This is a genomic window from Kitasatospora sp. LaBMicrA B282 (genome assembly GCF_050325825.1).
In the GTDB taxonomy this organism is placed as follows: Bacteria; Actinomycetota; Actinomycetes; order Streptomycetales; family Streptomycetaceae; genus Kitasatospora.
In genome coordinates this window covers 20,187-42,183 of record NZ_JBNQTI010000017.1, presented here as the reverse complement: position 1 = coordinate 42,183, position 21,997 = coordinate 20,187, and the positions used below count along the sequence as shown (strand labels likewise).

The following is a 21,997-nucleotide window of genomic DNA, read 5'->3' as shown; positions in this document are numbered from 1 at the left end:
GCGGGGCAGGGGTCTTCGCGCTGCCGGAGCAGTAGCCGCCCGGTTGCGGCTGAGGGCGTGGTCGGCTATCGGCGGCGGGTGCGGGTCCAGAACGCGAGTAGGGCGACCAGGGTGAGAGTGCCGGCCCAGGCCGCGCTGGCGGCTACGGGGAAGAGCGGGTTGGTGTTGCTCAGGCCGGCCGCCAGGCAGGTCTGCATGGAGCCGTACGTCGGCAGCCAGGGTCCCAGGCCCCCGTGGGGGTCCGGGTTGACCAGGGGGCTCTGCGGCAGCAGGTCCAGGCCGCTGGCGACGATGATGACGACCATGCCTTCGACCTCACCGGGTAGGAAGAGGGCGAGGACGAGGCCGAGCGCTCCGTAGACCAGGGATGCGGTGAGCAGACCGAGCCAGAGGTGCCCCGGGTGGCGGGGTGACCAGGTCGCCAGCATCCACCCGGTGGTGTAGAGGGCGACGAGTGCGGCGGCCGAGAAGAGGGAGGTCGCCTTGGCCAGCAGGAGCGGCGTGCGTCGGTAGCCGGCGGCCGTGAGCCGGCGGTCGAAGGGGCCGGAGTGGTGGGCGGCGCTGAAGGTGAGGAAGGCCATGAGGAGCGTGACCACCCCGAGGCAGCCGTGGATCATGCCCACGTGGTCCGCGGGTGCACTGAGCACCTTGCCCGTCGCACGTAGGCGGAAGGTCAAAGCGGTGTGCGGGAACATGCGCGGGGCGGCGAGGATCCACACGGGGATGAGGACGGCGAGCAGGAGCGCGGCGATGGTGTTCTTGGCGAGTTCGGCCAGGTTGTAGCGGGCCGCGGTGCGGTAGGCCTTCACTGGCCCGCTCCCGGGGCGGTGGTGGCCACGCTGTTCCGGAGTTGGATGACGGTGTCCAGACGGTCGAGGTCGTAGGCGAGGTGGGAGATGACCACGGTGGTGAGACCGGCCACGCGGCGTGCCGCGGCGAGCTCCCAGAAGGCCAGGTAGGTCTGCCAGTCGAAGCCCTGGTAGGGCTCGTCGAGCAGGACCACGTCGGGATCGTGCATGAGGGCGAGGACGAGGCTGAGCTTCTGACGCGTGCCGCCGCTGAGGACCTTGACCGGGACGTGCAGGTGGTCGGCGAAGTCGAGGTGGCCGACCAACTCGTGAGCACGGTCCAAGTGACGGAGGCGGTAGGCCTCCTGGAACAGGCACAGGTGCTGGAACGGTGTGAGGGCGTGGTTGAGGACCGGGTGCTGGGGGCAGTGGCTCAGCGTGCCGTTGACCGCGACGGTGCCCTTGTCCGGGCGCAGGTCACCGCAGAGGACCCGCAGGAGGGTGGTCTTGCCGGCGCCGTTCTCCCCGACGATGCCGGTGGTCAGTCCGGGACGGATGGCGAGGTCGACGCCGGCCAGGACGACGTGCCTGCCGAACGCCTTGTGGACGTCCCGCGCACTGAGGGCGGCGTCCCGGTTGACCTCGCCGCCGACCGGGCCGGTCCGTGGTCGGCGGTTCAACCGCAGGCCGCCGGCCGTCGGGCAGCCCGCCGCCGTGGCGTCATCACCAGGGGCGGGGCCTCCAGCAGTGAGTGCACGCGGGGGGCCACCGTTGCCGAGGCCCCGGCCTCCCCGTGGAGCGTCCACTCCTGCAGGACGCGGGTGAGGACGACGACGATCTCGGTGACCGCGAAGGCCTCGCCGACGCATTTGCGGGATCCGCTGCCGAACGGGATGTACGCCTCGCGCGTGGCGGGGCCGCCGTTCGCCCAGCGGTCGGGATCGAAGCGCTCCGGATCGGGGAAGAGGTCCGGTCGGCGGTGCAACTGGTAGGGACTGACGATCAGGCTGGTACCGGGCGGCAGGAGCTGCCCTGCCAGTTCGACGGGCGTGGCGACGGTGCGGAGCATCAGCCAACCGTGCGGATACAGCCGCAGCGTCTCCAGGACGACGTGGCGGGTGAGTTCCAGGCGTGGTACCGCGGACTCGTCCGGCGGGTCACCGCCCAGGACCGAGTCGACCTCGTCCTGGACGCGCCGGGCGACGTCCGGATGGCGGGCGAGCAGGTGCAGGGCCCAGGCCATGGCGCTGGCGCGGCCTGCGGAGGTCGCCGAGACGAACATGGTGATGACGTTGTCCCGCACCTCGCGGTCGGTCATCGCCTCCCCGGCGTCGTCGCGGGCCGCCAGGAGCGTGGTCAGGAGGTCGGCGTGCTCCGCTCCGGAACGGTGGCGGGCGCGGATCACGTCATCGACGATCTGCTGGAGCCTGGCCAGGGCCCGGTGGAACCGGCGGGTGTGGTGCCGGACGAGCCACCGCGCTCCGAGTGCGGAGGCGAGCACCTCGTGGTGGATCCCCTCCGTGATCACCTCCAGGCAGGCCAGGGTCTCGTCGCGGTGGTGTTCCGAGGTCTCGTCGGCGAACATGGTGCGCAACCCGGTCGCCGCCGCCACCTCCGTCATCTCCCGCGTCACGTCGACCGGGACACCGGACCGCCAGGCGCCGGTCCTCGCGTCGGTCATGGCGACCATGGTGGTGACGTACTCGGCGACCCGGGCCGGCTGGAAGGACGGTTGGACCAGTCGGCGGGTCCGCCGGTGCGTCGTGTTCGGGCAGGTGACGAGCCCGTCGCCGAGCAGCGAGCGCATCTGGGCCCAGCCCAGGCCGCCCTTGGGGAACGTGTGGGAGTCCCGCAGGACGCGATCGGCCAACTCCGGGTGGCAGACCAGGTAGAGGCGCTGCCACCCGAGGCGGACGCTCACCAGGTCCCCCTGGGCCGGCAGGGAGCAGAGGAAGGCCAGCGGAGCCCGCCAGATGCGTAGTGCGTGCCCCAGTCCCGGTAACGCACCGGTGGCCCGGGCGAATCGGAAGTCGGATCGTGTCCTGCTCATCGGTGGATCGGCTCCTTCTGGGCATTCCGCGGGCGACCGTGACCGCCGTACGGGACGTGTCTAGCCGATCAGGAGCCGTACCGGCCCTGTTCGGTGGGAAACCCCACCCTCGGAGCGGTCCCTTTACATCGGTCGGGTGAACGCGAACCGCAGTGCGCTTGACGTGCTCTGACCCCGACGGAGTGAACGGAGGCGGTCTGCGTTGCGGCGACCTCCGGTGGCACACGACCATCATGGCGCGGACACTACTTTCCATTCAGCCGTCTGATGGACCGTCAACTCAGCGCGTTCCGCACAACGACCGTTCATTCCAGGAGGCAAGGAGCCATGGTGATCGAACCCGTCACAGCGCTGGAACGCCCGCTGGCGGCGAGCGAGTCGGCCTTCGCCTTGTTCGGCACGCCGATCCACTTCGGCCAGCGCCTCCACGGCCGGCTGGACTTCGACGCGCTGACGGCCGCGGTCGAGGACCAACTCGTCCTGCACCCCGTGTTGTCGGCGCGGATCGTGGCCGTGGCCCAAGGGCACGTGCTGCGGCTGGACCCTTCGGTGCCCGGCCCGCGGCTCGGCGCGGGCGACGACATCCACCACGTCGGGGCGCCCTTCGCGCTGGAGACGCCGCTACTGCGGGTCGCGGTGGCCGAGGAGGGGGAAGAACACCACCGGCTGGCCCTGTCCGTCCACCACGCCGTCAGTGACGGCGTCAGCGCACTGACCCTGCTGCACACCCTCTGGCGGAGCTACACCGCACGAGTGACCGGCCGCCCGCTTCTGCTGCCGCCCCCCACCACCGGCTTGCCCGGCTCCGTCGAGGACCAGTTCCGCGCCCGCTTCTCCACCGAGGAACTGGACGCCTTCCTTGCAGACCGCGCGGCGGGAATGCGGGGCCTCGCCCCCGCGTGCATCCCCGCCCTGGCGGTTCCCGACAGTGCGGGCCCGGGGGCCGGGGTCCACCAACGACGGGTACGGCTGTCCGCGGAGGGCTTCGCCCGACTGACCGGCCTCGCCAAGGCCGCACGCATCAGCCTGCACGCGCTGGCCTGCGGCATCGCCCTGCGCGCGGTCCACTCGCAGACACCGCACCCGGACGAAACCGCCGCCATGACCTGCCTCTCCTCCCTCGATCTGCGGCGTCGCCTGCGCCCGCCGATGCCCCCGCACGAGATGGCGCTGGCGGCCACCGCCTCGCACGCCGTGGTCGAGGTGGGACCCGGTTGCCATCCGGTCGACATCGCCCGCAAGGTGCTGGCCCAACTGCGCGAGGCGGTCCTGAACAACACGGTGCAGAAGGCCATCGCCGCAACCGCCGAGCTGATGGACGACGTGGCCCATGCCCCGATCAGCGTCCTGGTCAGCAACCTCATGACGAAGACCCCGCCGCTCTGCCTCCCTCCCGGCCTGACCTCCGACCCCATCCAGGGGTTCGCCCTTCCCCCCGGGCCGCTCCCCTCCGTCTTCCTCAGCGGCAGCCAGGACGGCACCGCCGGCCTCGACATCACCCTGGTCATGGCCTCGGACTGGTTCACCACGGGGCAGACCGACGAGCTGGCCGACGCGATCGAGCGGGAACTCCACCGCGCGCTGCCCGAGTAGCAGGGGTGGAGCCGTGCCGACGGGGGCGCGAGTACCGCGTTGCGGGGCCTGAGCGGGGCCGCCGCCCGTGCTACGGCGCCTGACGGGGCTGCAGGCGCAGGGAGAGGTTGCGGGGTTCGATGATGCTGTGCCCGACGAGGCGCACCGGGCGCGACGTGGCGGGGACGAGCTTCCACTGGGCCAGGATGGTCGCCAGGGCCAGCATGATGTTCATGACGGTGAAGTCGTGTCCGATGCACTTGCGGCCCCCGGTCCCGAACGGGACCATCGTCATCGCCCGCTCGGCCTTGGCCCAACTGCGCCCGTCTCCGCTCCAGCGCCCGGGGTCGAAGCGGTCCGGCTCCGGAAAGAGGTCGGGCCGGTGTTGGATGATGTAGGGGCTGATCAGAATGTCGGCGCCGGAGGGCACGTGGTGCTCGCCCAGGACGGTGTCGGCGACGGCGATCCTGCTGTACATCCAGGCCGACGGCGTGATCCGGAACGCCTCGGTCACCACGCTCATCAGGATCGGGAGCTGCGGGAGTTGCTCGTGCCGGGCGAGGCCGCCGCCACAGACCCGACCGGCCTCGGCCGCGACCGCCGCGTCGAGTTCGTCATCGAGCGAGAGGAAGTGCAGGGTCCAGGCCAGCATCGCGGCGGTCGTACTGATACCGGCGATGAACATGGTCATCACCTGCTCACGAACTTCCGTGTCCGACATCGCGTTTCCCTCGCCGTCCGCCGTCAGGAACATGGACAGCAGGTCGCCCCGATCGGTGCCGGCGCGGCGGTAGTCCGCGATGGTGGCGTCGATGTGCGTGTAGAGGGACTGCCGGGCCCGAGCGTAGCGGCGGTTGGTCGGCAGCGGGAGTCGGGCGATTCCGGGGGCGACCATCCGCAGGAAGGCACCGCCGGCCAGGGTGTCCACGTCGCTCAGCGTCTGCCGCACCGTGGCGGGGTCCGCGCCGGAATCGGCGAACCATGACGCGAACATCGTCGAGACGGTGATCCGCATCGCGAGTTCCTGCATCACCCGGCAGACCTCCAGGGCCTGTCCCTCGCGCCAGTCCCGCGTGACGACCGCGATTTCACGGCCCGCCAACTCCCCGTACTCCGGCAGCTTTCCGGGGTGGAAGGCCGGTTGGGTCAGCCGGCGCAGCCTGGTGTGCTTCGCGTTGGGACAGGTCGCCAGACCGTCCCCGAAGAACACGGCGATGTTCTCGAAGAAGGGACCGCCCTTGTCGAAGTCGTGATGGCGCCGCACCAGGACCTCGGAGACCAGCTCGGGGCTGCAGACCACGAAGGTGCGGCGGGGACCGAGCCGGATCTCCACCAGATCGCCGTGGGACGGCAGGCTGGTCAGGAACCGGGTGGGATCGAGGAGCAACTGCCGCAGGTGGCCCACGCCCGGCAGCGCACCGGGCGCGCGCGGGACGGGAACCGGGGAGGTGGGAAGAGCGGTTGTCACCATCGTTCGGCCCCCCTGAACACCGGTCCGGTGCGCGTCACGGTCGGTTGCTCCATCGACTGCTCCATTCATGAGCTTCAGCAGGATGGTGCGTTGCCGGGATCGCGCACGGCAATTCCGACCCGGAGAGTCCACTCCAATGGATGATCACAGCGGCGATCCATGACGATGTGACGTTCCGTCATGAGAGGCTGCTCGTGACCCAGGGGGAGCTCGGAAGTCGGCTGCGGTCCCCGAGTTGTGGAACAGGAGAGGGTGGCATGACGAAGGCGGCGGAACAGGATGCGCGCCCGGCGCTGCCCGAAGGGCTTGTCGCGTTGCTGACCGGTCATCTCGACGTCGACGCGGCAGTGGAGCGGCTGACCCCCGCAACGACCTTCGAAAGCCTCGGGATGGACTCGATGTCGTTGATGGAACTGGTCGTGGCGGCCGAGCAGGAGTTCGGGATCGTGTTGCCCGCAGGAGGGTTGGACCTCTTTCCGGACTCGACGCTCGGCGACGCGGCAAGGGCGTTCGAGGATGCGTCCTGAAGTCGCGGTCACGGGGCTGGGTCTGGTGACGCCGGCAGGACACACGGCCGAGGCGAACTGGGCAGCCCTGTGCCGGGGCCGCTCGTTGGCCGCCACCGATCCGGAACTCGCCGGGCTGCCCGTGGACTTCTCCTGCCAGGTGACCGACTTCGATGCCGCGGCCGAACTCGGCCGGTCGCTCGCCCGTCGCGCGGACGGGTTCATCCAGTTCGCCGTGGTCGCCGCGCGACGGGCGGTGGCCGATGCCGCCCTGGAGCCGGGCGCCTGGCCGCCGCAGCGGGTGGGAGTCGTGCTGGGCGTCGGGGCCAACAGCCTGAGCACGTACGTCACCGAGTTCGGCCACCTCGGCCTGGGCAGGCCCGATCGGGTGTCGCCGCTCGCGCTGCCGCGCAGCGTGCCGAGCATGGCCGCGGGCGAGGTCGCGATGGACCTGGGCGCCCAGGGACCCAACTTCATCACGTCCAGCGCCTGCGCCTCGGGCGCGACCGCGGTCGGCGTCGCGCGGGACCTGCTGCTCTCTGGGGCCTGTGACATCGTGCTGGCCGGTGGCAGCGAATCCGCGCGCTCCCGGATGACGGCCACCTGCTTCACCCGGATGCGAGCGCTGTCCCGCAGGCGGGATCATCCGCAGCTCGCCAGCCGGCCCTTCGACGCCGCCCGCGACGGCTTCGTCCTCGGCGAAGGCGCCGCCGTCCTGGTCCTCGAACGCCTCTCCCACGCCCGCGCCCGCGGAGCGCCCGTCCAGGCCGTACTGCGCGGCTACGGCGCCGGTGCGGACGCGCACCATCCGGTGGCCCCGCACCCGGACGGCAGGGGAGCGGTCCAGGCCCTGCGCGCTGCTCTGGAGGACGCGGCCTGCGAACCGGCGGACGTGGGGCTGGTGAACGCGCACGGCACCTCGACGCCCCTGAACGACGCGGCCGAGGCCGCGGCTCTCACCCGAGTGTTCGGGGACGACATACCACCCGTCACGGCCGCCAAAGGCGTGATCGGCCATGCCCTCGGGGCAGCGGGAGCGATCCAGGCGGTGTATACGGTCCTCGCCCTGCGCCATCGGACCGTGCCGCCGGTGGCGAACTTCGAGGGCCAGGACGGCGACCACAAGTTGGACGTCGTCGCCGGAAGTCCCCGCCCGCTGGGAAAGGGCGCGGGCATCAGCTGCTCGTTCGGATTCGGTGGCCAGAACGCCGTCCTGCTGTTCACTTCCCACTGAACCGGCTCGTCCTCCCCGTCAGGGGCACCCAGGAAAGAGAAACTCGGATGACCTTAGCCGGAATCGTCTTCACAACGCCGTGGCAGCTGCGCGTCAACCCACATCTGGACCAGGCCCGCGACGAGGCGATCGCATGGATGGCGGACTTCGGCCTCCTGCACGGGGAACAGGCAGTGACGGACTTCGTCGAGTGGCGCCTGGCAGAGGTCGCGGCGTACTTCTACCCGAACGCGGCAGCCGATCAATGTGCCGTGGCCGCGCAGATGATGGGCTGGTACTTCCTGCCGTTCGACGACCAGTTGGACGGCGAACTGGGTTACTCGCCGCGCCGCGTCGCCGACGTGTGCCGGCAGCTGATCGACATCGTGCACGGCGGCCGGGCGCCGCGGCAGGCGGCACCGACCGTCGTGGCGTTCGCCGATCTGTGGCCGCGGATGGTGCGGACGGCCTCCCCGACGCTCCGCGCCCGCCTGGCCGGGAACTGGTCCTCGTACTTCTCCTCCCAGGTGACCGAGGCGCTCGACCGCGTCAACGGCTACGCCTACACCGACTTGACCGAGTACTTCTGGCTGCGGGCGGCGTCCACCTGCGCGTTCGGGCAGAACGACCTGGCCGAGTGCTGGGGCGGCATCGAGGTGCCCGCCGAGCTGTGGCACCACCCGCTGCTGATGCGGATGCGGCAACTGGCCGCCGATGTGGTGGCGTTGTGCAACGACGCCACCTCGACCTCGCACGAGGACGTCACCGGCCTGCACAACGCGCTGCACATCATCGAGCGCACCCGGGGCTGCGACCGCCCCGAAGCACTGCGGCAGGCCGCCGCGCTCGCGCAGGGGAAGGTGGACGAACTCGCCGTGCTGGAGAGCGAGGACCTCGCGAGGATGCTGCACCGCCTCGGCCCGACCGACGCCGAGGCGCTCCTGGGATACCGGGACGTCCTGCACGACTGGATCTGCGGCGACTTCGAGTGGGAACGGACCTCCACCCGCAACCAGAGCCACCGCACCGTCCCGGACTGGGCCGCCTCGCTGCTGGTCCCGGCCGGAGGCTCGCGCTGACTACCGGTAGTCGAGGAGATGCCGGAGACGGCGACGCGGACCGTTCCCCGCCCCGGTGAGGTCCCGGGAACGAGTACGGGTGCTCCTTGCGCCCAGCGTCCGCATCCGGCGCCCGCCCCGGCGCGCCAGGCGGGCGCCGGGCGCAGGACCGCCGGCCATGGCTGTGGACAGGCGGCGAGCAGGCCCGTTCGCTGACTCTCCGCGGACAGCCGGGTGCGCCGGGGCCGGATCGCCGCGCGGAACCGTCAGCCGGTCGGTCGGGCGGCAGGCAGTCGGGCGGCCGAGGTGCCCAGGCCGGTCGGGCCGATCGGGGGCCGGGAAGAGGCCACCGCTGCTGCCCGGTGGGCCTGGAAGCGGGCCTCCACCGAGGGGCCGACCAGCTCCTCGCCGAAGAGCTCGCGCAACCGTGCCGCCACCGGGGCCCTGAGCGGGATGCGGTGGCCGAGGCGCCGCTCGTGGTAGCGCTCCATCATCTGCACGAAGAGCAGGCCGCTGCGGGCGTAGTGGACGAGTCCCTCGGGGCCCCGCTGCGCACCAGGTCGTCGATCAGGTCGAGGTAGACGCCGTGGTAGGCCTGCTGCCGGTCGGCGGCGGTCCGCGGTCCGGCGGTGGGTTGGTGGACGTCGAGCCGGTAGACGTCGAGTGCCGACTTGGCCAGGTCCATCGAGATGGCGTCGGCCATGGCGCTGTCCATCAGCCAGCCGGAGGTGGCCGGGCCGGTGCCGCAGGCGCGGGCCACCACGATGCCGCAGCCGTAGGTGTTGGCGGAGTGCAGGCGGTAGACGCAGGCGTCCCAGACCCCGGCGGCGTCGTTCAACCGGGCGGGCAGCCCGGTGCTCCCGGCCACGGTGTGGTCCAGCTTCTCCGCGTACTGGTGGACGGACTCGCGGACCAGCGAGAGCAGGGCGTGCACGGCGTCGTGCCGCCAGCCGAGCCGTTCCAGGGCGGCGACCACGCTGCCGGCCGAGTGGCCGTACAGCCGGAAGCGGCCGCGGACCAGGTCCAGCGGCGGGATGCACAGGTCGTCGACGATGCTGCTCAGCGCGATGTAGTGCGGGTAGGCCGGGGCGCGGGAGTAGTCCTCGCCGAACCAGAGGGCCGACCACTGGAGCGCGTCCCGGCAGACGTGGGCGGCGAGTTCCCCGGCGCTTGCGATCGTGCTTGCGGGCCCAGTCCGAGTAGTCGATGCGCGCTCCCTGCCCGGCGTCGGCCCGGGCCGTGGCCGCCAGCAGCAGCGGCCAGAGGTTGGTCTCGTGGGTCTGCGAGGTGCCGGCGGCGTAGCCCGCGCCGCCCATCAGCGCGAACAGGTCCGCGGTGGCCTTGTTGTACCGGGAGCGGGTGGTGCGTGGCAGGCCCTGGAGCGGTGCCGTGCGGGGGTGGTGCAGGAAGGTGCAGGCCGTGGTGGCGGGTGGGTTCGGCGCGCGCCGGGGGCGCGCCGGTCCGGTCCCCGCGGGCCGTGCACCGGGCGGGTCGGACGGCGCTTCGCCCGGCCCGGCCCCGCCGGCCGGATCCCGGCCAGCCGCGGGGCGGCTCGCCGGGCCGGGGTGCGTCGGCGGTGTCGGGGGCGTCGGGGGTGTCAGCCGACGGTCAGGCGGAACGGGCCGGCCAGGACCGAGTAGCCGTCGTTGGCCAGGTAGTAGACGTCGTACTGGCCCGCGCCGTTCAGCTTGCCGGTGGCGAAGGTGACCGCGCCGCTCTGGTTGGGCGTGTAGGCCCAGGTCAGCGAGGACTTGGAGCCCGGGGTCACGCCGGCCGGGTAGATGCCGACCCAGTTCTTCGCGCTGACCTGCGAGGTGTTGGGCAGCGCGTAGCGGAGGGTGACGTTGCCGCCGTTGGCCACGGCGTTCAGGTCGCCGGTCAGCGTCGGCCCGGCCGCCGTGGCGGGGGCGAAGGCGGCGTTGAGCGGGGTGGCGTAGGTGTCGTTGGCGGTCAGGCCGGGCAGGCCGAGGGCCGACTCGATGGTGCGGCCGATGCTGTAGTGGTCGTAGTGCGTCGGGCTGCTGGTGCCGGCGGGGACGGTGCCCTGCGAGCCGAGGACCACGGTGGCGACGTGGTCGTAGCCCTCGCTCTCGCTCTCGTCCCAGGTCAGCACGAGCAGGGAGCGCTGCTGGGTCCAGGCGGGCGAGGCCAGGATCGGGGCGATGGTCTGCTTCAGCCAACCGTCCTGGGTCTGCAGGCTGGTGGCGTTGCCGTTGCCGGAGGCCTCGCCGTCGTAGTAGTCGTCGGCGGCGATCCAGGAGAAGTTCGGGGTGGTGGCCGCGCTCTTCAGGTCGGTGGTCAGCTGCGAGGTGTCGAAGAGGTGCGCCGCGCAGCGGGCCGGGTTGCCGCTGATGTCGGTGTAGTTGATGAACGGGGCGTCGTCCGGCTCGTACTTGGCGTCGTACTGGGTGGTGGTGTTGCAGGGGGTGCCCATGCCCTGCTCGTAGGCCTTCCAGGTCTTGCCGGCCGCCTCGACGGTGTCACCGAGGTTGCGCTGCGGGGAGTTGATGTTGGGCCAGTAGGTGGCGCCCTTGGTGTAGGTGTCGCCGCCCGCGATGGCGAGGTAGTTCTCGTCGCTCGGGTGGTAGACGCCGTGGGCGTCGGTGAGGGTGGCGCCCTGGGACATCAGGCTGTGGATGTACGGGGTGTCCGTCGGGTCGTTCATGACCTCGGAGTAGTCCGTGTTCTCCATCATTACCGTGAACACGTGGTCGTAGCCCGGCACCGCGGAGGCGGGCGGGGCCGCCGGCGCCGGGGCGGCGACCGGGGTGTCGAGGGTGAGCGAGAGGTTGTCCAGGTAGCCGGTCTCGTTGGAGGTGGAGAGGAACTGCACCTCGACCTGGATCGACCGGGTGCCCGCGGGCACCGCGCCGGTGGCGCTGCGGGAGAGGAACTTGGTGAGCAGGCCGCGGTCGGTCGCGGAGACGGTGGGCAGCTTGGCGGTCGGGCCGACCGGCCGGCCGGTCGCGTCCTGGAAGTGCAGGCTGACGGCGACGTAGCCGCTGTAGACGGTCCAGCCGCCCAGCCAGCCGGAGAGGTCGTAGTGCACCCCGCCGCCGTCGATCGCGGTGGCCGCCGAGGAGACGTCGACGGTCTGCGTCATCGCGCCGTCGCCGAAGTTGCCGGGCCCGAAGAAGGCCTTGCCGAGCGAGCCGCCGCTCGGCACGCCGAAGGAGCCGACCGAGCTGCACATGACGTCGACGCCGCCGGCCTCCACCGTCCAGCCGGGGACGGTGGAGGCCGCGCTCCAGTCGTTGGTGCAGGAGCCGCCGGCCTCGGCGTCGCCGTTGACGATCAGGTTGCCGCTGGACGCCGCCGCCTGCGCGGGCGCGGGTGCGGCGACGGCCAGCGCGCCGACGAGCGGGAGGGTGGCGAACAGCCCGCCGAGGGAGCGCAGGTGCGGTCGCATACGGGTACCTCGTCCTGGTGTGGGGGGTGACCGCCGCGGCGGTGTGCCGGGGCGGTGTGCCGTGAACGGGACATGGATACGCGTCGTTGCTGTCCTGCGGAAGACTGTTGGGCGAACTTGATCAGACAACTTCGGATCAGGCGTGCAGCCAGCCGAGGCTGAAGTCCCCTCCGCTCAGGGGGGAGTTCTGGGTGAGCGGCGTGCTGCCGCGCTCGATGTCGGTGGGGTTGACGGTGCCGGCGTCGGCGAGCGGGCTGCCGTCGACGGTCACGCCGGTGAAGTCGATCGGGTCGAACCGGGCGACCGGCGGGATGCTGCTGCCGAGGTCCTCGACGATCGCCTCGGCGGAGGAGAGTTGGTCGCTGCCGGTCTTCCGGTAGGTCTTGGACCAGCCCTGGGTGGTGTCGGACTCGGTGAGGGTGAAGGTGGTTCCGCTGACCGTGACGGAGGCGGTGATCCGGTCCCCGGGCACGACGGTCTCGGTGAAGTAGATCGAGTTCGCCGGGTACATCTCGACCCACGGGTGGTAGCCGGGGACGCCCCTGGTGCAGTCCTGGTCGAAGCCGATCTGCTCGACGGTGTCCGAGCTCCAGCCGTCGATGCCGATCCACGGCGAGACCGCGCTGGTGCGGGCGGTCGAGCAGTCGAGCGCCGGGACGTTCCAACTCCCGCTGACCGACGTGTAGGTCCCGCCGGTGACGGCGTAGCCGCCCCAGATCTGGTTGCTGTGGGTGCGTGCGTGGTGGTCGAGGTGGTGGTCGAAGTGCGGGAACGCCTGGCCGGCGCCGGTCGCCGGGGTGGCGTTCGCCGGAGCGGCGGCGGCGAGCGCCAGCGCGAGCAGCGCCGGTGCCAGCGCGGCCAGGGCGGTCTTGGTGCGGCGTGCGTGGAGCGTCATGGGGGTTCTCCAGCTTGTCGCGGTGCGGGTGGGGGCGGTTCGGCGTGGGGGTCGTACGCGGTGCGGAGACGCGGCGGTGCGGCGTGCGGAAACGCGGCGGTGCGGAGGCGCGGCCATGCAACGTGCGGACGCGCGGAACTCCTGGTGCGCGGAACTGCGCCGTCGGGCGGCAGTTCGAAAGCGTATGGACGAATTCACTGAGCCACAAGGGTGAATGGCGAACCACGCCGGTCCGGCACGGCCGGGGCCGGCCCGCCCGTGGCGGTGCGCGGTGGCGGTGGCGGTGTCCAGGGTGATCGTCCGGTCGTTGGACGGGGCGACGACGTCCCCGGTACCCGCGCAGGGACGCTCCGGGTGCGCCCCGCGCGGAGCCCGGTCTGAGGGTGAGGTGTGCATGGGTCGGTTGACCGAGGGCGCTGGAGGCGCGTCCGCTGCACCGTCGGTGGCCGTCGCGGTCGCGGCGGGGCCGCCGGCCCCGCCCGATCGCCGACGCCTCACGGCGTTGGACGCGTTTCGCGGGTGCCTCGTCGCCCTGCGCATCCTCATCGGCAGCCAGGTGGCGGAGCTCGCGGCTCCCGCCCTGCTGCACGCGGACGGGTTCGGGCTGACGGTCGCCGACCTGGTCGCTCCCGGGTTCCTGTTCATCATGGGGATGGCGGTGCCGGTGTCCATGTCGGCCTTCCTGCGGCCGCCGGCCGAGGGGGCGGTGGGCGGACCGACCCGCAGGCCCCAGCTGCTGCGCATCGCGCGCCGGGCCGCCCTGCTGTACGCGATCGGCATGTTCCTCAACGCGTACCCGTTCCTGCCCGAGGTCCTGGCGCAGCTGCGGTTCGTCGGCGTGCTGCAGCGACTCGGCGTCGTGTACCTGGTGGTGTCGCTGCTGTACGTCACCTGCGCCTGGTCGATGCTGCCGGTCGGCGTGCGCCCCCGGGCTCTCCGGGTGTCGATCCGGACGTCGGTCCGGGCGTTCCTGCTGGGCGGCTTCCCGCTCGGGTGCGTCGTCCTGTGGATCGTGGCGACGTACTCCTTCCACAGTCCGTGGCCCGAGTGCGCCGGCGTCCACGGCCTGGTGCGGGACTGTTCGCTCGAGGCCTACGTCGACACGAGCCTGTGGGGCGTCCGGCACAACTTCAACGGCGCCGTGTTCGACCCGGAAGGCCTCCCGTCGACGCTGGTGGCCGTGGTCAACTGCTGGGCGGGTCTCGTCGTCGGCATGGACCTGGTCCGCAACCGGCGGCGCTACCGGACGACCGGTGGCGTCCGCCGGCGGGCGTCGCTGCTGATCGCCGCCGGCGTGGTGGGCATCGCGGCTGGTCTGACGCTAGGTCAGGTCATTCCGATCGGCAAGCAGTTGTGGACCCCTTCGTACGCCCTGGTGACCACCGGGATCATGGCCGCCGGCTTCGGCGCGGTGCTGCTGGCGTTCGACGGGGGGTGGTGGCGCCGGACCCCCTGCGGCGACACGCTGGTGGCCCTGGGCCGCAACCCGCTGTTCTTCTACGTGCTGTCCGAGCTCGTCACCGACACCCTCGACTACCTCCCGGTCCGCCACCACGGCGCAGCGGGGTCGGTGTGGAGCGTGGGCGCCGAGGTCGGCCTCGCCTCGTGGCTGCCCGCCCCGCTGGCGAGCGTGGTGTGGGCGCTGCTCTGGCTGTTGGTCTGCTACGTGCCGCTCGCCAGGCTGCTCGTGTCGCGCGGGTGGTACATCCGGGTGTGACGCTCCGCCTGGTCCGTCGTGCTCGTGCGGTTGCGCCACTGCGGGCCGGCCCCCAGCGCGGCGCTGGCCAGGGCGTGGATGGTGACCAGGCACAGGGCCGTGCGGTAGACGGTCTGCTGGAGGGGCACGAGCCACAGGTGGCGCAGGCTCTCCCGGTCCTGGCGCAGCGCGTAGGCGGCGAGGGCGAGTTGGGCGAGGCTGAACGCGGCCCAGGTGTAGCCGGGGGCGGGGCTGACGCCGAAGGCGAGCCCGTAGAGGGCGGCGGCGTCCAGCAGGGGCGCGGCGAGCGGGAGGGCGAGTTGGAAGAGCAGCAGGTAGGGGAGGGTGCGGCGGCCCAGCCGGCCGGCGGTGCCGCGCTCGGCGACGGCCTGCCGGTGCTTCCAGATCGACTGCAGGGTGCCGTAGGCCCAGCGGTAACGCTGGTGCCACAACTCCCGTACGGTAGTGGGGACATGGGTGGAGGCGTGGGCGTCGCCGCGGTAGACGACGCGCCAGCCGGCCCGGCACAGGGCCATGGCGATGTCGGTGTCCTCGGCGATGGTGTCGGCGCTGATGCCGCCGCAGGACTCGAGGGCCGACCGGCGGAACGCGCCGATCGCTCCCGGCACCGTGGGACTGGCGCCGAACAGGTCGAACAGGCGGCGTTCCAGGCCGAAGCTCATGACGTACTCGAGGTGCTGCCAGAGCGGCAGCAGTCCGGTCCGGTTGGCGACCTTGGTGTTGCCGGCGACCGCGCCGACCGAGGGGTCCGCGAAGGCGGCGGCCAGGCGGGCCACGGCGCCGGGGGCGAGCACGGTGTCGGCGTCGACCATCAGGATCACGTCGTGTGCGGCGTGGGCGATGCCGGCGTTCAGGGCGGCGGGTTTGCCCTGGTTGGGCTGGGTGAGGACACGGACCCGGGGGTCGTCCACGGCCGCGGCGGCCGCCGTGGTGCCGTCGACCGAGCCGTCGTCGACGACGACCACGTCGATGTCGGGGCAGCCGCCCGCCAGCAGGGCGCGCACGCAGGCGGCGATGGTCTCCTGCTCGTTGTACGCGGGGACCACGACCGAGACGGGCAGCTCCGTGGAGGCCGGTGCCCCGGCGCCGGTGCGCCGGCGGTGCGCGGCCGCGGCGGCGGCGAGCAGCAGCAGGCGGACGGCGGTGAGCCCCGCCACCGCGGCCAGCAGCCAGGCGGTCGCGGTGGGCACGGCGAAGGCGGCCTGGAGCACGGCGATCAGCGCGGTGCCGTACCAGCGGTCGAGCCGCGGGGCCGGGCTGCTCTGGGGTGGCAGGCCGACCGCCTGGCTGAGGGTGGTGAAGCGGTACCCGCGGGCCTTGAGCGTGTCGATGAACTGCCCCAGGGCGGCGACGGTGCGGGAGCGGTCGCCGCCGCCGTCGTGCATCAGGACGACGGCCCCCTGCCCCGGGGCCGGCACGGCCTGGCGCACGATGTCCTCGACCCTGCCGCCCTCCCAGTCGAGGCTGTCCTGGGTGGACAGCACGGTGAGGTAGCCGAGGGCTCCGGTGCGCCGGATCGCCTGCCAGTCCCGGTTGCTGACGGCATCGGGCGTGGAGGAGTAGGGCGGCCGCAGCAGCGTGGTGCTCCGGCCGGTGGCCCCGGCCAGCACGGCGCGACCGGCGGCGAGTTCCAGCTGCACCCGCCAGGTCGGTGCGGTGGCCAGGTCGGTGTGGGTGAAGGTGTGCAGGCCCACCTCGTGGCCCGCAGCCGTCTCCGCGCGGACCAGGTCGGGGTGTTCGGCCACGTGCTCGCCGATCACGAAGAACGTCCCCGGGACCTGCTCGGCGGCCAGCAGTCGCAGGATCTGCGGGGTCCAGGTGGGGTCCGGGCCGTCGTCGAAGGTCAACGCGACCGTTCCCGGGCGCACGCCGGAGCTGACGGGCGTGCCGCCCCGGGCGTCGACCACGGGGCCGCCGCCGGACACGGACCCCGGCACGAGGTCGTCCGGTCCCGGGCTCTCGGTGGTGCCGGCCGCGCCCACGCCGCGGATGACCGAGGTGGCCAGGAACAGGGCCAGCAGGAACACCGTCAGGACGCTCGCCAGGACCCACCAGTGCCCGCGGGGCGTGAGGACCCTCATCGCAGCCCGCTCGTGCTGCCGACCCCGACCGGCCCGGCTGCCGGTGCGTGCGGGTCGGTGTACAGGACGGCGCCGGCGACCGCGAGGAGGCCCAGGCAGCCCAGGTACACCAGCACGCCCGTGGCGGTCACGACCGCGCGGCGCAGGCCGCGTGGATCGTCGAACACGGACGACGCCGCACTGGTCGGGTCGACGGATGAGGGACCCACGAGGGTGTCGGTCATGCCACCGGATGCCGGGAAGGTCACGTGTGCTCCTGCCAGGGGCGCGGGCGTTCCCCCGGAGGAACGAGCCGGATCCCCGTGAGGCGACGGGGGATACGGCGAACGGGTCAACCTGACGGTGACAGGGTCGGCCGTTCGGGAGACCGATGTCGACTTCCGGGCCCCGCCGATCGTTAGCATCGCGCCGTCTGCCCGCCGCTGCCCGCCGCTGCCCACCGCTGGCCGCCGGGTCGCGCCGGCGACTCGCCCCACCGGCGGTTCAGCCCGCCGGCGACTCAGCCGGCCACCACCCCGGACCCGGACGAACTGGACCCGCCGATGCCCGCGTCGCAGGAGCCCATCCCGCAAGGACCACCCGCACCGCGGCCGCGGGCCGGGCGCGGCCGAGCAGCGGCCCGCCTGGCCTGCGGCCTGGCGCTGGCCTTCGCCCTGCTCGGCACGGGCCTGCAACTCCACCACCGGCTCACCACCATCGACCTCCCGGGCGTCAATCCGCCGACCCAGGACGGCTTCACCCTCACGGTGTACTACACGCCCGGCGAGTCGTTCTTCCACGGCCCCCGGCGCAGCATCCGCGACCAGGGCTGCGACGGCCGGAGCCTGTCGGACGACCATCCCGGCGACTACCTCGACCGCGTCGCCCTGGAGGGCTACGGCCGGACCGTCCACGGGGACTACCTGGGCTGGGACTTCACCCGGCACTGCTACTTCTCGACCAGCCGGCCACCCGTCGGCTCCCACGACAACCCGCTCGTGCCCTGGCAGTCCGTCGCCGCCAACCACCTGGCACCGGGCACGCGGATCCACGTCCTCGACTGCGGGCAGGGGCTCTCGCCCGACACCTGCGCGCGGGTCAAGTCCGCGAACTGGCAGGTGGACGACCTGTGCAGCATCGGCTGCGACGACGCCAAGCACCTCGACCTGTACATCGGCGAGCAGACCGAGCGCGGTCTCGAGGACCAGGAGTCCTACTTCGTCACCACGAGCGCGAGGGTCCAGGCCGGCAAATGATCTGTCGTCCCGGTGGCAAATGATCTAGGGTTACAGGAACTTGACGATGATCAGGCCGGATGATGGTGTCCCCTTTACCGTTTCACCGAGCACATCGGGTCCGGCCACGGAAGGAGCGCAGTGCCTCCCGTACGCCCGAATCGCCGTTCCCTCATAGCCGGTGGCCTCGCCGTGGCCGCCGCGGCTGCCGTTCCGCTGTCGGTGTCGACACCTGCGGTGGCGGCGGATCCCGTGCAACTCCGGCTGGACGGGCCGAGCGGGCCGCTGCCGGTGGGGGCGGTGGAGCTGCACCTGGTCGACCCGGCGCGGACCGATCCCTGGTCGGGACAGGCGCGCGAGGTGATGGTGACCGTGACGTATCCGGCCGCCGAGGTATGTGACCGCGCGCTGCTGCCCTGGCTGCCGGCCGGGGCCGAGCGGGCGCTGAAGGCGCGCTTCGGGGGAGCGGTGGATGGCTACGCGTTCCCGACCACCCACAGTGCGGACCGCGCGCCGGTCCGGCCGGGCCGCCGGCCGGTGCTGCTCCACTCGCCGGGCTTCACGTCGGACCGCACCTTCAACACGCTGGTCATCGAGGAACTGGCCTCCTGGGGCTACGTGGTGGCCGCGCTCGACCATCCCTACGACTCGGGCGAGGTGGAGTTCCCGGACGGCCGAGTGGTGGTCGCCCGCCCCGACGGGCCGAGCGACGCGGCCAAGGTCGCCGCGGTCGCGCTGCGGGCCGCCGATCTGCGGTTCGTCCTGGACCAGTTGACCGTGCTGGAGCGGGGCGGCAACCCCGACGCCGAGGGGCGTCCGCTGCCGCACGGGCTGCGCGGGGCGCTGGACCTCGAGCGGGTCGGCGCCTTCGGGCACTCCCGGGGCGGCGCCGCGGCGGCCTACGTGATGGACCTGGACGAGCGGGTGCGGGCCGGCGTCAACCTGGACGGCGCACTGTACGGTCCGGTGGTCGAGCGCGGTCTCGACCGGCCGTTCCTGCTGCTGGACACGGCGGTCCACGACGGGCTGAAGCAGGACCCGACCTGGGCGCCGTTCTGGGCGCAGCTGAGCGACTGGCACCGCTGCCTGCGGCTCGCGGACGCGGGCCACGAGTCCTTCATCGACATCGTGGCCATCGCACCGCAGCTCCCCGCGCCGGTGCGCCAGGCACTGCCGGTCGGCACGATCCCCGCCGACCGGGCGGTGGCCGCCGTGCGGGCGACCGTGCGGGCCTTCTTCGACCTCCAACTGCGCGGCCGCCATGACGCCGGGCAGCTGCTCTGGGGTGCCTCGCCGCGCTACCCCGAGATCGGGTACATCACCGGGTAGCGGGCACTCTGGTGGCATGGACCAGAACACGGACACGGGCAGGGACACGCAGGACACGGACACGCAGCACACGGACCAGGGTGGGTGCCCGCTCGGCGGGCGGGTCGCGCTCGTCGCCGGGGCGACCCGCGGGGCCGGGCGGGCGCTCGCCGTCGAGCTCGGGCGCGGCGGGGCCACCGTCTACGTCACCGGCCGCACCACCCGGGAGCGGGTCAGCGAGGTGGGCCGGCGCACGGAGACCATCGAGGAGACCGCGGAACTGGTGACGGCGGCCGGGGGCACCGGGATCGCGGTGCCCACCGACCACCTGGCGGAGGAGCAGGTGCGGGCCCTCGTCGAGCGGATCGATCGTGAGCAGGGGCGGCTCGACATCCTCGTCAACGACCTCTGGGGCGGCGAGCACCTGCTCATGGACTCCGTCTTCGGCAGGAAGAGCTGGCAGACGCCACTCGACGTCGGCCTGCGGATCCTGGACCTCGGGGTGCGGTCGCACCTGATCACCGCGGCGCTCGCGCTGCCGCTCCTGGTGCGGTCGGCGGCGCCGCTGCACGTGGAGGTCACCGACGGCACGGCGGTCTCCAACCGCCGGTACCGCGAGAACCTGTACTACGACCTGGCGAAGAACGCCCCGATCCGGATCGCCTTCGGGCTGGGCGAGGAGCTGGCGGAGTTCGGGGGCACGGCGGTCGCCGTGACGCCGGGATTCCTGCGCTCGGAGCAGATGCTCGCGCACTTCGGCGTCAGCGAGCGGAACTGGCGCGACGCCGTCGCCCAGGACCCGGACTTCGCCATCGCCGAGTCGCCGTACTACCTGGCCCGCGCCGTCGCGGCACTCGCCGCCGACCCCGACCGGGCGAACCGCTGGAACGGAAAGTCCACCTCCAGCGCGGAGCTCGCCCGGGCCTACGACGTGCGGGACGTGGACGGCAGCCGGCCGGACGCCTGGGCGTACTTCGAGGAGGTCAGGTTCGCCGGGAAGGAGGGCTCGGCGGAGGACTACCGCTGAGTCCGTAGGATCGGGGACGTGGCCTCCTACCGAAGCGGCACGCCGCGGTACCTCCGGATCGCCTGGCGGCTCCAAGAGCGCATCGACGCCGGTGAGTTCCCGCCCGGTGCCCGGCTGCCCAGCGAGCCGGAGCTGTGTGCCGAGTTCGAGGTCAACCGGCTCACGATCCGTCAGGCGGTCGCCGAGCTGGAGCGTGCGGCGGCGGTGGAGATCCGGCGCGGCGTCGGCACCTTCGTGCGCCGGCCGCCGATCCGGCTCTCGGTCGCCGTCGACCCGCGCCGCCAGCAGCTCGACCTCGGCAGCGTGCAGCACGCCCGGCCGGTCGGCAGTACCGACCATCCGGGCGAGCGCATCGTGGCCGTCCAGCCCGGCGACACCGGCCTGTGGGGCCGGGAGGCCGCGCAGCACCTCGGCCGGGAGGCCGCGGAGCTGACCCGGATCGAGACGCTGATCCCGGTGGGGGCCACGGACGCCGCCGTCAGCAGCTACTGGCTGCCGACGGGACTGCTGCCGAACGAGCTGCTGGCGGGCGAACTGCCGGCGGCCGGGACCGCCGCGACAGGTGAGGCCGGGAATCTGCTGGTCGCCTTCACCCGGGCCACCGGCATCCGGCTGGAGTACGACTGGCGGGCGTTCAGCGCGGTCGCGGCCGACCTCGTGGACGCCGAGCTGCTCGGCGTCCCGGTCGGGGCGCCGCTGCTGGTCCGCGAGGGGGTCAGCGGCCGGGCGGACGGGGAGCCGGTGCTCTACGTCCGCCGGCGGATCAAGGGCGATGCGATGCGCTTCGTGCTGCGCTACCGCGACCACAACGGCTGAGCCGGCCGCGCCAGGGGTGCGCGGCCGGCTCAGCGGTCCGGTGGGGTCGGGGCGGGCCAGTCGGTCAGGCGGCCCGGTTGAGCAGCAGCTCGCCGGCCAGGCGGCGGATCTCCGGGTGGGCCTCCCGGAAGGTCAGGCGCCGGTCGTCCGGCTGCGGGGTGGCCACCGCCCGCCCGGCCACGATCTCGTTCAGCGCCTCGACCAGGACCTCCCCGCACAGCTCGTTGAGCCGGTGGATCAGCTGCGGCAGGCCGGTGCCCGGCGCCGGCTCGAGCCGCCGGCTGACCAGGATCGGCCCGCGGTCCACCCCGGCGTCGATCAGGTGGGCGGTGGCCCCCTGCGGCAGGTTGTGGATGACCGACCAGATGTACGGGTGGTTGCCGCGCACCTCCGGCAGGAAGCCCGGGTGCACGTTGATGATCCCGTGCGGCGCGGACGCGATGACGTGGTCGCGCAGGATCCGGGTGTCGCCGAGCACGCCGACGTCCGCCCCGGCCTCCCGGAGCAGCTGCCCGACCTCGGGGGCGTTGTGGTCGGCCACCGTGACGTGGCGGATGCCGTACTCGGCGCAGAGCGCCGCGGTGCTCGGCGCCGGGCGGAAGCCGGCGACCTTGGTCAGCTCGGTCAGCTGGGCGGTGCGGCCCTGCTCGGCCAGCGTGGACTCCTCGTCGATCACCAGCGCCGGCCGGTAGCCGGCGGCCAGCAGCAGCTGGAGCATCAGCACGCCGCGCGGGTGGTCCTTGAGGTTGAGGTAGGCGAAGCGCAGCTCGGCCGGAGCCGTGCAGCCGGGGATCGCCATGCGGCGGGCGGCGTCGTCGGGCTGGGTGTGCGTCGGGGTGGGCATGGGGGTTCCTCCGGGAGGGGCGTGGGGG

At 72.7% G+C, this 21,997-nt stretch carries 20 protein-coding genes; 9 read left to right on the top strand and 11 right to left on the bottom strand.

Annotation, left to right across the window (positions count from 1 at the left end):
- Window positions 1-65: 65 nt before the first annotated feature.
- From ACQRUO_RS08000 to ACQRUO_RS07990, 3 genes are read right to left on the bottom strand one after another with little or no spacing between them, the layout of a single operon-like run.
- Window positions 66-809, bottom strand: a complete 744-nt coding sequence (locus ACQRUO_RS08000; RefSeq protein ID WP_428315039.1) for a hypothetical protein — start codon at window positions 807-809, stop codon at window positions 66-68.
- Window positions 806-1,468: an ATP-binding cassette domain-containing protein gene (locus tag ACQRUO_RS07995; RefSeq protein WP_428315038.1), complete on the bottom strand. Its 663-nt coding sequence runs from the start codon at window positions 1,466-1,468 to the stop codon at window positions 806-808. The genes ACQRUO_RS08000 and ACQRUO_RS07995 overlap by 4 nt, the downstream gene beginning before the upstream one ends.
- Window positions 1,465-2,838: a cytochrome P450 gene (locus ACQRUO_RS07990; protein ID WP_428315037.1), complete on the bottom strand. Its 1,374-nt coding sequence runs from the start codon at window positions 2,836-2,838 to the stop codon at window positions 1,465-1,467. Before ACQRUO_RS07990 ends, ACQRUO_RS07995 begins: the two co-directional genes overlap by 4 nt.
- A 327-nt stretch (window positions 2,839-3,165) precedes the next feature.
- Here ACQRUO_RS07990 and ACQRUO_RS07985 point away from each other — a divergent pair, with 327 nt between their 5' ends.
- Entirely contained in the window at window positions 3,166-4,431 is a 1,266-nt protein-coding gene (locus tag ACQRUO_RS07985; RefSeq protein ID WP_428315036.1) for a phthiocerol/phthiodiolone dimycocerosyl transferase family protein, read from the top strand.
- A gap of 70 nt (window positions 4,432-4,501) precedes the next feature.
- Here the strand turns inward: ACQRUO_RS07985 and ACQRUO_RS07980 are convergent, their stop codons facing one another.
- Entirely contained in the window at window positions 4,502-5,881 is a 1,380-nt protein-coding gene (locus ACQRUO_RS07980) for a cytochrome P450 (protein WP_428315035.1), read from the bottom strand.
- A 257-nt stretch (window positions 5,882-6,138) separates the two neighbouring features.
- On the opposite strand from ACQRUO_RS07980, the gene ACQRUO_RS07975 reads away from it, so the two are divergent.
- Genes ACQRUO_RS07975 through ACQRUO_RS07965 form a run of 3 tightly spaced genes read left to right on the top strand, consistent with a single transcriptional unit; the run spans window position 6,139 to window position 8,679 of the window.
- Complete coding sequence (locus ACQRUO_RS07975; protein WP_428315034.1) at window positions 6,139-6,408, top strand: acyl carrier protein; 270 nt, start codon at window positions 6,139-6,141, stop codon at window positions 6,406-6,408.
- Window positions 6,398-7,621, top strand: a complete 1,224-nt coding sequence (locus tag ACQRUO_RS07970; protein ID WP_428315033.1) for a beta-ketoacyl-[acyl-carrier-protein] synthase family protein — start codon at window positions 6,398-6,400, stop codon at window positions 7,619-7,621. The genes ACQRUO_RS07975 and ACQRUO_RS07970 overlap by 11 nt, the downstream gene beginning before the upstream one ends.
- 47 nt (window positions 7,622-7,668) lie before the next feature.
- A complete protein-coding gene (locus tag ACQRUO_RS07965; RefSeq protein ID WP_428315032.1) occupies window positions 7,669-8,679 on the top strand; it encodes a terpene synthase family protein in 1,011 nt (336 codons plus the stop codon).
- 245 nt (window positions 8,680-8,924) lie between these two features.
- Here ACQRUO_RS07965 and ACQRUO_RS07960 read toward each other — a convergent pair whose 3' ends face one another.
- From ACQRUO_RS07960 to ACQRUO_RS07945, 4 genes are all read right to left on the bottom strand, one after another.
- Window positions 8,925-9,158, bottom strand: coding sequence for a hypothetical protein (locus tag ACQRUO_RS07960; protein ID WP_428315031.1), 234 nt, complete (start codon window positions 9,156-9,158; stop codon window positions 8,925-8,927).
- A complete protein-coding gene (locus tag ACQRUO_RS07955) occupies window positions 9,149-9,634 on the bottom strand; it encodes a hypothetical protein (protein ID WP_428315030.1) in 486 nt (161 codons plus the stop codon). The genes ACQRUO_RS07960 and ACQRUO_RS07955 overlap by 10 nt, the downstream gene beginning before the upstream one ends.
- Window positions 9,635-10,255: 621 nt before the next feature.
- Complete coding sequence (locus ACQRUO_RS07950; RefSeq protein WP_428315029.1) at window positions 10,256-12,067, bottom strand: alkaline phosphatase family protein; 1,812 nt, start codon at window positions 12,065-12,067, stop codon at window positions 10,256-10,258.
- A 136-nt stretch (window positions 12,068-12,203) separates the two neighbouring features.
- Window positions 12,204-12,962, bottom strand: a complete 759-nt coding sequence (locus tag ACQRUO_RS07945) for a G1 family glutamic endopeptidase (protein WP_428315028.1) — start codon at window positions 12,960-12,962, stop codon at window positions 12,204-12,206.
- 214 nt (window positions 12,963-13,176) lie between these two features.
- Between ACQRUO_RS07945 and ACQRUO_RS07940 the strand changes: the two genes are divergently transcribed.
- Window positions 13,177-14,679: an acyltransferase family protein gene (locus ACQRUO_RS07940; RefSeq protein ID WP_428315027.1), complete on the top strand. Its 1,503-nt coding sequence runs from the start codon at window positions 13,177-13,179 to the stop codon at window positions 14,677-14,679.
- Here ACQRUO_RS07940 and ACQRUO_RS07935 read toward each other — a convergent pair.
- Both ACQRUO_RS07935 and ACQRUO_RS07930 read right to left on the bottom strand, forming a co-directional pair.
- Window positions 14,625-16,760: a glycosyltransferase gene (locus ACQRUO_RS07935; protein WP_428315026.1), complete on the bottom strand. Its 2,136-nt coding sequence runs from the start codon at window positions 16,758-16,760 to the stop codon at window positions 14,625-14,627. The two genes, ACQRUO_RS07940 and ACQRUO_RS07935, sit on opposite strands and share 55 nt — an antisense overlap.
- The gene (locus ACQRUO_RS07930; RefSeq protein WP_428315025.1) at window positions 16,757-16,984 is read right to left on the bottom strand and encodes a hypothetical protein; all 228 of its coding nucleotides are present in this window, start codon (window positions 16,982-16,984) and stop codon (window positions 16,757-16,759) included. Before ACQRUO_RS07930 ends, ACQRUO_RS07935 begins: the two co-directional genes overlap by 4 nt.
- Window positions 16,985-17,302: 318 nt before the next feature.
- Here ACQRUO_RS07930 and ACQRUO_RS07925 point away from each other — a divergent pair, with 318 nt between their 5' ends.
- The 4 genes from ACQRUO_RS07925 (at window position 17,303) to ACQRUO_RS07910 (ending at window position 21,125) form a co-directional block, all read left to right on the top strand.
- Window positions 17,303-17,995 (top strand): hypothetical protein, encoded by a 693-nt coding sequence (locus tag ACQRUO_RS07925; RefSeq protein WP_428315024.1) that lies wholly within the window; start codon window positions 17,303-17,305, stop codon window positions 17,993-17,995.
- 201 nt (window positions 17,996-18,196) lie between these two features.
- Window positions 18,197-19,303: an alpha/beta hydrolase family protein gene (locus ACQRUO_RS07920; RefSeq protein WP_428315023.1), complete on the top strand. Its 1,107-nt coding sequence runs from the start codon at window positions 18,197-18,199 to the stop codon at window positions 19,301-19,303.
- Between the two features lie 16 nt (window positions 19,304-19,319).
- On the top strand, window positions 19,320-20,309 hold the full coding sequence (locus ACQRUO_RS07915; protein ID WP_428315022.1) for an SDR family oxidoreductase: 990 nt from the start codon (window positions 19,320-19,322) through the stop codon (window positions 20,307-20,309).
- 18 nt (window positions 20,310-20,327) lie between these two features.
- Complete coding sequence (locus ACQRUO_RS07910; protein WP_428315021.1) at window positions 20,328-21,125, top strand: GntR family transcriptional regulator; 798 nt, start codon at window positions 20,328-20,330, stop codon at window positions 21,123-21,125.
- A gap of 64 nt (window positions 21,126-21,189) precedes the next feature.
- On the opposite strand, the gene ACQRUO_RS07905 is transcribed toward ACQRUO_RS07910, so the two are convergent.
- Window positions 21,190-21,969 carry a formyltransferase family protein gene (locus ACQRUO_RS07905; RefSeq protein ID WP_428315020.1) on the bottom strand — a complete coding sequence of 260 codons (780 nt, stop codon included), beginning with the start codon at window positions 21,967-21,969 and terminating at the stop codon, window positions 21,190-21,192.
- Window positions 21,970-21,997: the final 28 nt, after the last annotated feature.